General features: G+C 73.3%; 10 protein-coding genes and 1 pseudogene. 7 read left to right on the top strand and 4 right to left on the bottom strand.

Translation table 11 applies throughout. The annotated features are described in order from the left end of the window. Positions 1-130, top strand: a pseudogene (locus STRAU_RS44755) (1,4-alpha-glucan branching enzyme); the annotation flags it as partial. 43 nt (positions 131-173) lie between these two features. After that, entirely contained in the window at positions 174-740 is a 567-nt protein-coding gene (locus STRAU_RS27000; protein ID WP_016643569.1) for a DUF1707 and FHA domain-containing protein, read from the top strand. Between the two features lie 7 nt (positions 741-747). Here the strand turns inward: STRAU_RS27000 and STRAU_RS27005 are convergent, their stop codons facing one another. The 3 genes from STRAU_RS27005 to STRAU_RS44485 all read right to left on the bottom strand — a co-directional run bounded on the left by STRAU_RS27005 (position 748) and on the right by STRAU_RS44485 (position 5,053). After that, on the bottom strand, positions 748-2,046 hold the full coding sequence (locus tag STRAU_RS27005) for a M14 family zinc carboxypeptidase (RefSeq protein WP_016643570.1): 1,299 nt from the start codon (positions 2,044-2,046) through the stop codon (positions 748-750). Positions 2,047-2,168: 122 nt separating this feature from the next. Beyond that, positions 2,169-4,628 carry a malto-oligosyltrehalose synthase gene (gene treY / locus STRAU_RS27010; RefSeq protein ID WP_037662174.1) on the bottom strand — a complete coding sequence of 820 codons (2,460 nt, stop codon included), beginning with the start codon at positions 4,626-4,628 and terminating at the stop codon, positions 2,169-2,171. Between the two features lie 68 nt (positions 4,629-4,696). Then, on the bottom strand, positions 4,697-5,053 hold the full coding sequence (locus STRAU_RS44485; RefSeq protein ID WP_063890378.1) for a hypothetical protein: 357 nt from the start codon (positions 5,051-5,053) through the stop codon (positions 4,697-4,699). A gap of 90 nt (positions 5,054-5,143) precedes the next feature. Between STRAU_RS44485 and STRAU_RS39640 the strand changes: the two genes are divergently transcribed. Beyond that, the gene (locus STRAU_RS39640; RefSeq protein WP_016643573.1) at positions 5,144-6,091 is read left to right on the top strand and encodes an MFS transporter; all 948 of its coding nucleotides are present in this window, start codon (positions 5,144-5,146) and stop codon (positions 6,089-6,091) included. Here STRAU_RS39640 and glgX read toward each other — a convergent pair. Further along, the gene (gene glgX, locus STRAU_RS27020; RefSeq protein ID WP_016643574.1) at positions 6,045-8,153 is read right to left on the bottom strand and encodes a glycogen debranching protein GlgX; all 2,109 of its coding nucleotides are present in this window, start codon (positions 8,151-8,153) and stop codon (positions 6,045-6,047) included. The two genes, STRAU_RS39640 and glgX, sit on opposite strands and share 47 nt — an antisense overlap. A gap of 161 nt (positions 8,154-8,314) precedes the next feature. On the opposite strand from glgX, the gene STRAU_RS27025 reads away from it, so the two are divergent. The 4 genes from STRAU_RS27025 (at position 8,315) to STRAU_RS27040 (ending at position 12,692) form a co-directional block, all read left to right on the top strand. Beyond that, positions 8,315-9,112, top strand: coding sequence for a Tat pathway signal sequence domain protein (locus tag STRAU_RS27025; protein WP_106968056.1), 798 nt, complete (start codon positions 8,315-8,317; stop codon positions 9,110-9,112). Positions 9,113-9,168: 56 nt separating this feature from the next. Continuing rightward, entirely contained in the window at positions 9,169-10,500 is a 1,332-nt protein-coding gene (locus STRAU_RS27030; protein WP_016643576.1) for a copper amine oxidase, read from the top strand. Between the two features lie 103 nt (positions 10,501-10,603). Further along, positions 10,604-11,845 carry an SAV2148 family HEPN domain-containing protein gene (locus STRAU_RS27035; protein ID WP_037662177.1) on the top strand — a complete coding sequence of 414 codons (1,242 nt, stop codon included), beginning with the start codon at positions 10,604-10,606 and terminating at the stop codon, positions 11,843-11,845. A gap of 124 nt (positions 11,846-11,969) precedes the next feature. After that, positions 11,970-12,692, top strand: coding sequence for a 3'-5' exonuclease (locus STRAU_RS27040; protein ID WP_037662178.1), 723 nt, complete (start codon positions 11,970-11,972; stop codon positions 12,690-12,692). Positions 12,693-12,711 lie beyond the last annotated feature (19 nt).

Here is a 12,711-nt window from a genome sequence, read left to right on the forward strand (position 1 = left end):
CCGCTACGGCGGCGGTGACGTCCGCAACCCCGGCCCGCTGAAGCCCGAACCGGACGCCGCCCAGGACGGCCCCGACCGCCTCCGCCTGACCCTGCCGCCGCTGGCCACCCTGTGGCTGCGTCCGGAGTGAACTCGGCACTTTCTGGACACCCGGCCCGACCTGGCCGACAATCGTGGGCGTGACCTCGCCTCCTTCGCCGTCCTCCGAGTTCGACACGCACGCGGCACGGCTCACCGATGCCGAGCGCGAGCGGGCCCTGGACGTGCTCAGAGAGGGCGCGGCGCTCGGCCGACTCTCGCACGACACGTTCGTACGCCGCATGGAGCTGGCCCTCGCGGCCCGGCGGCGGGACGAACTGGCGGCGCTCACCGCGGACCTGCGCACGGAGGGCCGGTGGTCACGGATGGTGCTCGGCACGGTCGGCGCGGTCTCCGGGTTCACGGTGAAGCTGCGCAGGGCCTGGCAGTCCGAGCGGCTGCCGAAGCTGCTGCTCCCGGCGCCCGGCACCTATCCGCTGCGCATCGGCCGGGACCCGGCGAACGGCCTGCGGCTCAGCCACGACACCGTCTCGCGCGTGCACGCCGAGCTGAGCCTGCAGGGCGGCATGTGGGTGCTGCGCGACCTCGGCTCGACCAACGGCACGTCGGTGAACGGCCGCAGGGTGATCGGCGCGGCCGTGGTCCAGGCCGGCGACCAAGTCGCGTTCGGCCAGGTGGCGTTCTGCCTGGCGGCCGACTGAGGGAGGCTCAGCCCCCGCCGGGAGCGGCTCGGCCGAGCGCCCCGCGCGCCTGCCGGGCCGCCGCCACCGTCGTGCCGGCCTGGTGCTCCACCTGGTGCTCCAGCGGCACCCAGCGCGCCTCGAACCGTTCGGCGAACGTCTCGCTCCAGTGCGTCACCAGGCGGTCGAGGCGCGGCGCCCCCCGGTCGTCCGCGTCGTCGAGCACGCGCAGCAGCATCGCCGCCGCCCGCAGCGGCAGCCGCCGGCCGAAGGCGTCCACGCTCCCGATGTACGCCATCGACGTGCCCGCGGGCGGCAGCCGCCTCCAGTCGTCGGCAAGGCCCGGCACCAGGTCGAGCGCCCACTTGGCGGCCCGCAACAGCGGCCCGGGCGGGTGCGGCAGCCTGGGCAGCGCGTCCTCCAGCACGTCCTGCACCAGCCGCGCGTCGTGCCGCAGCCGTGCTGCGAACGCCCGCATCGCCGTCCTCGGCGCGGGATGCGCCGCGGCGTCGCCCACCGTGTCGCTCGCCCACATCGGCACCTCCACGATGGCCGTCGTGCCGCCGTAGCGGTGCGCGTGGTGCCACGTCGTGTGCCGGGCGTCCTCCGGCAGGCTCGGGTAGGCCGCCGCCGAGCCCGGCCCCGGCAGCACATGCACGCCAGGCCCCGAGACCGGCCACCCGGCGGCGTCCGAGGCGCCCGTCTCCACCGGAATGCCGTGGCGCGCCGCCGACTCGGCGAACGGCTCGGCGAGCCCCGGGATGTCCCGGGTGAGCTGCACCCAGCTGCCGCCCAGGTCGGTGCAGTGCAGCGACACCTGCAAGTAGGGCCGCAGTTCGTCGATGACGCCGGTCAGGGCACGGGTCTCGGGCGGCAGCCGGTCCGGCGGCAGCACCGAGGGCGACCACTCGGGCTGCTCCGGGCCCGCCGGGCGGAAGAAGTGCCGGTGGTAGTCGAGCAGGGTGCGCGGCGCCGGGGTTCGGTGCAGGCTCGCGCCGTCCGGGTCCGCGCACAGCAGGAAGTGCCAGGAGGAGTCGCGCCGCAGCCGTGGGTCGCGCAGGGCCCGCTCGGCGAGCGCGAGGAGGGTGGAGCCGCCGGTGGGCTCGTTGGCGTGGGCGCCCGCGACCACGAGCACCGCGTGCGGGGAGCGGCCGACGGACAGCAGGTGCAGGGGCCGTCCCGCGCGGGAGGTGCCGACGCGGCGCAGAGTGCTCAGCTCGGGACGGTGGGCCGCCAGCTCCCGGGCCGTCAGAAAGAGCTCGGGAACAGTGGGATAGCGGTTCTCCACCAGTTGACTCACCCCCGCCCGGTCCACCGCCGGCGCCATCCGCAGTACGCCACGCGACGGTTCAGGTGTCAAGCACTCCGGACCCGAGCTCCCCAGGGCCCGCGCAAGGAACCCACAGGTCCACCGCGCCGGCCCCCGCCCGCCCCTTCCACCCGGTCGTCTCAGACCCGCTCCAGGAGCACCACTGGCAGCTCCGCGAACAGCTCCGCCACGCGCGCGTGCCGGCTGAACTTCCGCCCCGGGGCGAGCAGATCGGTCCAGGTGCCGTCGGGCAGCGCGAGGCCGGTGTCCGCCCAGCCGCCCGCGTCCGCGAGGCGCAGCGAAAGCCGCGTCACGGCCACCACCACGCTGCCCGAGCGGACGTAGGCCAGGCAGTGCCCGGCCCCGGGCCCCGTGGCCGTCAGCGGCTCGTACGTGCCCGCGCCGCCGAAGAGCTCCGGCCGCCGCGCCCGCAGCCCCAGCGCCGCCGTCGTCACGGCCAGCTTCTCGTCGGAGAGATCCCAGGAGCCGCGGCGCCCGGCAAGGCCCTCAAGGGCCTTTGGGTCGAAGGAGACCGGGTGCCGGTTGTCCGGGTCGACCAGCGCGCGGTACTCGCCTTCCGTGCCCTGGTACAGGTCGGGCACCCCGGGCATCGTCAGATGCAGCAGCGCGCCGCCGAGCACGTTCGCCCGGACGTGCGGCGCGAGTTCCGCGGCGAACTCGGTCACCGTGTGCAGCGGCGCACCGCACGGCCCGGCCTGGAGGAACGCCGTCACCGCCGCCTCGTACGCCGCGTCGCGCTCCGTCCAGCTCGTGTGCAGACCGGCCTCCCGGACGTGCTTCAACAGCGCGTCCTGGAGCCGCTGCGCGTACGGCCCCGCCTCTTCGGCCGCCCGCGCGGACAGCGCGGCCGGCGCGAGTCCCACCGCCGTCTGCCAGGCCGCCCACTCCAGCTGCGGATCGGGCGCCCGCCGGCCGCCCGCCAGCGCGGTCTGCCGGGTCACCTCGGCGAGCAGCCCCGCCCACCGCGCGGGCGCCTGCGAGAGCACCCCGATGCCCGCCCGCACGTCGGCGCTGCGCTTGGTGTCGTGCGTCGTCAGGACGGTCCCCGTGTAGGGCCAGTCGCGCTGCACGCGCGCGCAGTACGCGTGGAACTCCGCCACGTCCACGGCGGGCCTGCCGGGCGAACCGCCCACCTCCGCCGCCGACAGGAGCGGCGCGTGCCGGTAGAACGCCGTGTCCTCCACCGACTTGGCGCGCAGCGCGGCGGCCGTCTGCGCGAACCGGGCCCGGAACGCCGCCCGCGCCCCGTCGCCCGGCGGCCTGCCGAGCAGCAGGTCCCGCACGGTGTCCACCGCCTCGGCCTCCGCGCCGACCGTGAACGCCGCCTTCGCCTCCTCGGCGGCCCCGGCCGTCAGAACCGTCTCGGGATCGGCGCCCCCGGCGGCGTACGGACGGTAGACCTCAAGGCGCACGAGCAGCTCCCGCAGCGCCGTCCGCAGCGCCCACGGCGCGTGGTCGCGCAGCGCCGGGTCCGCCGCGCAGAGCGCGTCCGCCTCGCGCGTCAGCCGGTCCACCTCGGCCGCCAGCTCGTGCGTGACCACCTTGTACGCGGCGCGGCGCAGCGTCGCCGCCCAGTCGCCGCCGCGGTCGGCGGGCGGGGCCGCGAACCTGCGGAACTGCGCCAGGAGGTCGTCGGCGCCCGCCTCGTCGTTGAGCACCCCGTCGACGTGCCGCAGCGCGTCGTAGCCGGTGGTGCCCGCCACCGGCCAGGCCGCGGGCAGCCGCTCGCCGTCGGCCAGGATCTTCTCGACGGCCGTCCAGCGCCCGCCCGTCGCCTCGTGCAGCCGCTGGAGGTACGCCCCGGGGTCGGCGAGACCGTCGGGATGGTCGACGCGCAGGCCCTCCACCACCCCTTCGTCGAGCAGCCGCAGCACCGTGGCGTGCGTCGCGTCGAACACCTCCGGGTCCTCGACGCGTACGGCGATGAGGTCCGAAATGGTGAAAAAACGCCGGTAGTTGATCTCGGTGCGGGCGAGGCGCCACCAGGCCAGGCGGTACCACTGGGCGTCCAGCAGCCGCGGCAGCGGCAGCTCCTCGGTGCCTTCGCGCAGCGGGAACACGTGGTCGTGGTAGCGCAGCGCGCCGTCCTCGACCCGCAGCCGCGCCAGCTCACCGCCGAGCCGGCCCCCGAGCACCGGCAGGAGCACCTTGCCGCCGCCCGCCTCCCAGTCGATGTCGAACCAGCGCGCACAGGAGGAGTGCGGTCCCTCGCGGAGGACCTCCCACAGGGCCCGGTTGTGGCGCGGCGCCGCGGCCATGTGGTTCGGCACGATGTCCACGATCAGGCCGAGCCCGGCCGCGCGCGCCGTGTCCGCGAGCGCCCGCAGCCCGTCCTCGCCGCCCAGCTCCGCGCGCACGCGCGCGTGGTCCACGACGTCGTACCCGTGCGTCGATCCGGGCACCGCCTCCAGGACGGGCGACAGGTGCAGGTGCGAGACACCGAGCGACGCGAGGTACGGCACGGCGCGCTCGGCGGCCGCGAACGGGAAGTCCGGCTGGAGCTGGAGCCGGTAGGTGGCGGTGGGCGGCGGCGGAACCACGGGGGCGGGGCGCACGGGGGCGGGGCGCTGTGGCGTCATGCGAAAGTACGTACCCGCCCGGCCGCCTTTCGTGTCATCGACGCATGCGTGTCCCGGCGGGCCCGCCGCTAGCGTCCAACGATGGCTGACAAGGAACGGAACACCGGCGCGCGGGCCACCCTGGACGCGTACCGGCAGGTGGTCGCGCTCACCGGAACGGCCCTGCCGGTGGTGTCGTTCCTGGGGCGGCTGCCCGTCGCGGTGATCCAGTTCGGCAGCGTGCTCCTGGTGAGCAGGACCAGCGGGTCGATCGCCACCGGCGGTGCCGTGGCGTGCGCGCTGGCGCTCGGCCAGGTGACCGCGGGCCCCTTCGTCGGCCGGCTCGCGGACCGGCGCGGCCAGCGGCCCGTGGTCCTCGCCTTCGCCGCGCTCAACGCCCTCTGCGTCGCCGCGTACACGCTCGGCGCGCTCCTGGACCTGCCCACCCCCGCGCTGCTCCTCCTGGGCGCCCTGGCGGGCGCCAGCGTGCCCGGCATCGGCCCGCTCGCCCGCGCCCGCGTGGTGCGGCTGGCCCCGTGGTGCGGCTGGCCCGGCGCCGGGGCGCCGACGGCCGTCTCGTCGGCACCGCGCTGTCCCTGGAGTCCACGATGGACGAGCTGTCCTTCGTGCTCGGCCCCGCCCTCGTGGGCCTCGCCGCCCTCGCGGGCCATCCGGCGTACGCGTTCGCCGTCGCGGCCCTCCTGGTCGCGGTCTGCGGGACGGCCTTCGCGCTGCACCCGACCGCGCGGGCGGCACGGCCGGACGGGGCGGCCGTCCCGCGCGCGCGTCGCTCCGGTGAGCGCCTGCCGCGCGAGGTGTACGTCGTCCGCACGGGCCTGGTCCTCCTCGGGGTGCTGCTCGGCGCCTGCGGGGCCGGGATCACGTCGCTCACCGAGGAGCTGGGGGCCGAGGGCGAGGCGGGCCTGGTGTACGCCGCGATGGGTGTCATGAGCGCCGTCGCCGGTCTCGCGATGGCCGCGCTGCCGGACCGGTTCGGGCTGAACGCCCGCTGGCGCGCCGCCACGGCCGCCGCCGCGCTGCTCTCCCTGCCGCTGGTGTGGACGCACAGCATGGCGGCCCTGTACGCCGTCGTGACCGTCTTCGGCGCCGTCTACGCCCCGAACCTCATCACCGGCTTCGCCCTCACCGAACGCGCCGTCCCGCAGGCCCGGCTCGCCGAGGGCATGACCTTCGCGGCGAGCGCGTTCGTGGGCGGCCAGGCCGTCACGCTCGCCGTGGCAGGACGCCTCGCCGAGACGCACGGGGCGGCCGCCGCGTTCGCCCTCGGCAGCGCGGCCGCGGCGGTGGCCTTCGCCGTGGCGCTGATCGCCCGCCCGGGGACATACGAGGGCGGGGCGCCCGAGGCCACCCGTGCCCCGGGCGACACCCTCACCCGCACCCTGGACGACACCCTCACCCGCGCCCCGGACGACGCCCTCACGCCGGACGCTGCAACACCGTCAGGCTCCGGTCGACGAGGGTGAGCCGCTCGCCCGCCCGCACCTTCGCCCCCGTCCCCGGAGGCACCCCGTCCTCCCGCGCGGTGTCCACCACCACCTGCCACCGGGCCCCCTGATTGACCGGCACCACGAACTCCAGGGGCTCGGCGGAGGCGTTGAACATCAGCAGGAACGAGTCGTCGGTGATGCGCTCGCCGCGCTCCCCGGGCTCGGAGATCGCGTTGCCGTTGAGGAACACCGTCAGCGCCCGCGCCTGCGCCGCGTCCCAGTCCTCCTGCGTCATCTCCTCGCCCTCGGGCGTGAACCAGGAGATGTCCGACAGCTCGTCGTGGGTGCCCTCGACCGGGCGGCCGTGGAAGAACCGGCGCCTGCGGAACACCGGGTGGTCCCGGCGCAGCCACGCCATCGCGCGCGTGAACGCGAGCAGTGTGGTCTCGCCGTCGGGCCAGCGCACCCAGGCGACCTCGTTGTCCTGGCAGTAGGCGTTGTTGTTGCCTCCTTGGGTGCGCGCGAACTCGTCGCCGTGGCTGAGCATCGGCACGCCCTGGGAGAGCATCAGGGTGGCCAGGAAGTTGCGGATCTGCCGGGCGCGCAGCGCGAGCACGTCCGGGTCGTCGGTCTCGCCCTCGACGCCGCAGTTCCAGGAGCGGTTGTGGCTCTCGCCGTCCTGGTTGTCCTCGCCGTTGGCGTCGTTGTGCTTGTCGTTGTACGCGACCAGGTCGTGCAGCGTGAAGCCGTCGTGACAGGTGACGAAGTTGATCGACGCGAGCGGCCGCCGCCCGTCGCCCTGGTAGAGGTCGGAGGAGCCGGTGAGCCGGGACGCGAACTCCGCGAGCGTGCGCGGCTCACCGCGCCACAGGTCCCGCACCGTGTCGCGGTACTTGCCGTTCCACTCCGTCCACAGCGGCGGGAAGTTGCCCACCTGATAGCCGCCCTCGCCGACGTCCCACGGCTCGGCGATCAGCTTCACCTGGCTGACCACCGGGTCCTGCTGCACCAGGTCGAAGAACGACGAGAGCCGGTCCACCTCGTGGAACTGCCGCGCGAGCGTCGCCGCGAGGTCGAAGCGGAAGCCGTCCACGTGCATCTCGGTGACCCAGTGCCGCAGCGAGTCCATGATCAGCTGGAGGACGTGCGGATTGCGCATCAGGAGCGAATTGCCGGTCCCCGTGGTGTCCATGTAGTAGCGCGGATTGTCGGTGAGGCGGTAGTACGAGGCGTTGTCCAGGCCCCGGAAGGACAGCGTCGGGCCCAGGTGGTTGCCCTCCGCCGTGTGGTTGTAGACCACGTCCAGGATCACCTCGATGCCGGCCGCGTGCAGCGCCCGCACCGCCGACTTGAACTCCAGGACCTGCTCGCCCCGGTCGCCCCACGAGGCGTAGGCGTTGTGGGGCGCGAAGAAGCCGATGGTGTTGTAGCCCCAGTAATTGTTCAGGCCCATGTCGACGAGCCGGTGGTCGTTCACGAACTGGTGGACCGGCATCAGCTCCAGGGCCGTGACGCCCAGCTGGGTCAGATGCTCGATGACCGCCGGGTGCGCGAGCGCCGCGTAGGTGCCCCGCAGCTCGTCGGGCAGCTCCGGGTGCAGCATCGTCAGGCCCTTGACGTGGGCCTCGTAGAGGACGGTCTCGTTGTACGGAGTGCGCGGCGGGCGGTCGTCGCCCCAGTCGAAGTACGGGTTGACCACCACGGACGTCATCATGTGCGGCGCCGAGTCCAGGTCGTTGCGCCTGTCGGGGGACCCGAAGTGGTAGCCGTACACCTCCTCGCCCCAGCCCACCGCGCCGCTCACCGCGTGCGCGTACGGGTCGAGGAGCAGCTTCGCCGAGTTGAGCCGCAGCCCGCGCGCGGGATCGTACGGGCCGTGCGCGCGGAAGCCGTACCGCTGGCCCGGCATCACACCGGGCAGATAGGCATGGCGCACGAACGCGTCGGACTCGCGCAGTTCGACGGCGGTCTCCGAGCCGTCGTCGTGCAGCAGACACAGCTCCAATCGGTCGGCGGCCTCGGAGAAGACCGCGAAATTCGTGCCGGCGCCGTCGTACGCGGCGCCGAGGGGGTACGCCTGCCCAGGCCAGACCTGCATGCCTATGACTCTTCCACGATCGCCCCCCGGTCATGGCTGGAGTTGGCCCAGAGTCTGCTCGAAAGTGGGGCAACCGCAGGGGAGTTGAGACCGTCTAACGGTCTGACCACATACTCGACATGCCCATAAATAGGGCCGGTACGGGGAGATAGGGGGAGGATGTGCGCACACTAGTCAGACGCCATCTGGGCAAGGTCATGGCGGGCGGGGCGCTCGCCGTGGCCGCCACCGCCACGATGGTCGCCGTCACGTTGCCGGACCGGGCGGGGGCCGAGGGTCCGGAGCGCAGCACGGCCGCGGGATCGACGCGCCAGGACGCGGTCGCGCCCAACGGCACGGTCGAGGACGCGCCCGCCGAGGGCGCCGAGGGAATCGGCAGCGACCCGCTGACCGACGCGGAGACCGAGCGGGCCGAGAAGATCGCCCTGAACAGCACCGGGAGCCTGCGCTCCAGCGCGCGGGACGTCGAGGGCGACCGCGGACCGCAGCGGCTCTCCACCAACCTCGGCGAGAACGAGGGCGACGAGTCCGCGGCCGACGAGGCCCGCCGCGCGGACATCATCTACTACGACTACGAGAAGGACACCGTCATCACCAAGACGGTGAACCTGGAGTCCGGCAAGGTCGAGTCCACGACCAGCTCCCGGAACGTGCAGCCCCCGGCCAACAAGGAAGAGCTCTCCGAGGCCGCGCGACTGCTGATCGCCGACGAGCACGGCAAGGGCCTGAAAGAGGACTACAAGAAGGCCACGGGCAAGGCACTGACGGGCCCCGGCGACCTGGACCTGAGCGGCTTCATCTTCCGCGGGGAGACGCGCAAGCACGTGCCGTCCGACCTGAAGGAGTGCGGTGCCCACCGCTGCGTACAGGTCGTCGCGAAGGTCAAGAACGGACCGTGGATCGACACCCGGGCCTTCGCCGTCGACCTCAGCGCCCGCCGCGTCGGCCGCGTCGGCTGACCGTCCGAGCAGGGCACTTCCACACGTTCCTCTCCTCCTGAAGGAGTCACTTCCCTATGCACGTCTCGCACGGCAACAGACTTTCGCGCGCCCGCGCACGGGTCGGTGCGGCCCTCGCGGTGACCGCGCTCCTGTGCGCGGGAATAGCCGCCGCCGGCCCCGCGGGGGCGGCGCCCAAGGCCGCCCCGAAGGCCCCCGCCGCCCCCGCCGACTGCAGCGCCGCCTACAAGATCGAACAGACCGTCGACGGCGGTACGACCTGGCGCATGTGCTGGCACTACAACACGTACTCCGGGCTCATCCTCGACAAGGTCAGCTACCAGCCCAAGGGCGAGGCCAAGCCCATCCCGGTGCTCACCACGGCACGCCTGGCCCAGATCCACGTGCCCTACGACGACGGCCAGGCCGAGTTCGACGACATCACCGGCGTCGAGATCGGCAGGTACCTCCAGCAGCTGAAGACCAGCGAATGTCCCGGCGGCACCATCAAGACCGTGAAGGTCCCGGACCGGGGGAACGTCCCGGGCCTGTGCGTCACCACCCGCGCGCGGGGACACGCGTACCGCCTGAACAACGACGAGAGCACCTCGGGCAACGGCAAGGTCTACACCGCCCAGGGCAAGGACCTGCTCGTCTACACCGTCAACAAGGCGTCCTGGTACGAGTACATCACTGAGTGGCGGTTCTCGTCCGACGGCACCATCACGTCCAACGTGGGCGCGACCGGCAGCCTGTCGCCGTACGACTTCGACGGCGGCGACAACCGCGGCTGGCCCATCGGCAAGGGCGACCAGGCCAAGGCCGAGAGCCACTCGCACAACGTCTTCTGGCGGCTCAACTTCGGCCTCGACGGCTCGCCCAAGGCGAAGGTCGAGCAGTACGACTCCAAGGTCACCCCGCCCGGCACCGGCGGCGGCAGCCCCACGACCAAGACCACCCGCACGCCCGTCACCAAGGAACTCATGGGCGACCGCAAGGACATGCGCTGGTGGCGCGTGGTCAGCACCGCGGGCAAGAACAAGGACGGCCACCCGCGCAGCTACGAGATCGTGCCCGGCGCCAGCCAGAAGCACGCCGGTCGGCCGTACACGAAGCACGACGTGTACTTCACCCAGTACAAGAAGTGCGAGCAGTACGCGAGCCACAACATCGGCTGCCCCGACGGCTACCCCAAGAGCGTCGACCAGTGGTCGAACGGCGAGACCCTGAAGCACCCGATCTCGTGGGTCAACATCGGCTACCACCACATCGCGCGGGACGAGGACCAGCAGCCCATGCCGGTCCACTGGCAGGGCTTCTCGCTGGCACCGCGCGACGTGACCGCCATGAGCCCGCTCACTCCCGGTGATCTGGCCGGACAGAACGGACGTCCGCCGAACGGCAGTTGAGATACGACCCTGTCCATCCGGCTGCACCGCCCGGCGCTCCCGGAGTACCCTTCCTTGATCGTTGACCGGGGGAGAGTCCGGGGGAGCGGAAGGCGGTGCGTGGGTGAGCTCGGGTGGGCGGGAACTGCCCCCTGGTGACGAGGGTCACGAGGAGGGCTCCGCCAATGTCCCGCCGTCGGCCGTGTCCTTGGCACGGCCGGTGGACATGGCATCCCAGATCGGCCCGGAACTGGACTGGGGGCCCGACGCCTGGCGCGAGGTGCGTACGCGCGCCCAGCGGGCCGGGCGGGCCTACATCTGGCTGAACCTGGTGGAACAGCGGCTGCGCGCGGTCGTGGCCGCTGTTCTGCGTCCCGTCTACGAACCCGTCCACGCCGACGACTGGGTCGTCGCCGCGGCCGGACCCGCCGGGCAGGAATGGGTGCAGCGGGCCGTCGCCGTCCGCGAGGTGAGCCGCCGCAAGGGCTATCTGCTGGACCCCGCGGACGACAACGTGCTGAGCTTCCTCACCCTGCCGCAGCTGCGGGAGCTGGTGGTCCAGCACTGGCCCTGCTTCGAGCCCTATCTGGACGACCGGCGCGAGGTGGAACTCGCCCTGGACGAGCTGGAGGTCACCCGCAATGTGGTCTCCCGCAACCGCGCCCTGTCCCCGACGGTCCTGGCCCAGGCCGAACGCGCCTCGGCCCGGCTCCTGGAGATCCTCGGCGCGGGCTCCGACGCCCCCTCCGCGCGGCGGCTGCCCGTCGACGCCGTCGAGGAACTGGTCGGCGACCGGTACGCCGACGTGGTCGGCGTGCACGCCGACCGGGTGCGGCTGCTCCGCCAGTTCCCCGCCGAGGACCTGTTCGGCGAGGCCCGCCGCGTCGACGCCATCGGAACAGGGCTGAACCTGCTGGTCCAGAACTTCTCCGGGCGCCGCCTGGTGCGCCTCGCCGAGTCCGGCTGCCGGGTGCGGCTGCTGTTCCTGAACCCCGCCAGCAGCTCCGTCAAGCGGCGCGAGCGCGAACTGGGCCTGAAGCGGGGCGAGCTGAGCCGGGCCGTCGAGACGAACATCCTGCACATGCGGCGGGTGCGGTCCCGGCTGCGCGACCCCGGGGCCTTCGAGATCCAGGTCTTCGACGAGACGCCGCGCTTCACGGCCTATCTGGTCGACGGGGACGGGCCGGACGGCATCGCGGTCGTCCAGTCCTATCTGCGCCGGACACGCGGCATGGAGGCGCCCGTGCTCGTGCTGCGCGGCGGCGGCCGAGTGGTGAAAGCGGGCGACCACGGCGAACACGGGCTCTTCGCGACATACCGGGAGGAGTTCGAGACGGCGTGGGCGGACTCGCGGCCGGTGTCGTGACGCGGGCCCCGGACGGGCGGGGACCCGCCCGTCGGCCACAAGCGGAATCCGGCCACCTGATTGTCAGTGGCGCATGGGATCGTGGTGGTCACTGGGGGAAAGCACCACGACGAAGGGGGCGGCCATGGGCTGGCACCGGGAGCTGCTGATCGGCTTCGACCTGGAGACGACCGGCACGGATCCACGCGCGGCACGCATCGTCACCGGGGCGGTGATCGAGGTCAGGGCCGGGCAGGAGCTGGGCCGCCGCGAGTGGCTCGCGGATCCGGGGGTCCCGATCCCCGAGGACGCGGTGGCCGTGCACGGCATCACGAACGAGCGGGCCGCCGCCGAGGGCAGGCCCGCCGCGGAGGTCGCCGACGCCCTGGCCGGCGTCCTGGTGTCGTACTGGCAGTCGGGCGTGCCGGTCGTGGCGTACAACGCCGCGTTCGACCTGAGCCTGCTCTCCGCCGAGCTGCGCCGGCACGGCCTTCCGTCCCTGCGCGAGCGCCTCGGCGGCGCGGAGCCCGCCCCCGTCGTCGATCCGTACACCATCGACCGCTCCGTCGACCGGTATCGCCGCGGCAAGCGCAACCTCGAAGCGGTCTGCACCGAGTACGGCGTGGTCCTGGAGTCGGCCCACGACGCGTCGTCCGACGCCCTCGCCGCGGCCCGGCTCGCCTGCGCGATAGCCACCCGCCACACCAAGGTCGCCGACCTCGGCGTGGCCGAACTGCACCGCCGCCAGGTGGAGTGGTACGCGGAGTGGGCGGCCGACTTCCAGCAGTTCCTGCGCAGGAAGGGGGACGCGTCCGCTGTGGTGGACGGGACTTGGCCGCTGCGGGAGGACGTGGGGGCGGGGGTTTAGCCCGGCTGGGAGCTCCCCA

Source organism: Streptomyces aurantiacus JA 4570, assembly GCF_000414115.1.
Taxonomy (GTDB): Bacteria; Actinomycetota; Actinomycetes; order Streptomycetales; family Streptomycetaceae; genus Streptomyces; species Streptomyces aurantiacus_A.

Excerpts from the sequence above, each read along its gene's own strand:
- STRAU_RS27005 (WP_016643570.1), bottom strand. The coding sequence starts at position 2,046 with ATGGCGCCGGCGGTGGACCGGGCGGGGGTGAGTCAACTGGTGGAGAAC.
- treY (WP_037662174.1), bottom strand. The coding sequence starts at position 4,628 with ATGACGCCACAGCGCCCCGCCCCCGTGCGCCCCGCCCCCGTGGTTCCG.
- glgX (WP_016643574.1), bottom strand. The coding sequence starts at position 8,153 with ATGCAGGTCTGGCCTGGGCAGGCGTACCCCCTCGGCGCCGCGTACGAC.
- STRAU_RS27030 (WP_016643576.1), top strand. The coding sequence starts at position 9,169 with ATGCACGTCTCGCACGGCAACAGACTTTCGCGCGCCCGCGCACGGGTC.
- STRAU_RS27040 (WP_037662178.1), top strand. The coding sequence starts at position 11,970 with ATGGGCTGGCACCGGGAGCTGCTGATCGGCTTCGACCTGGAGACGACC.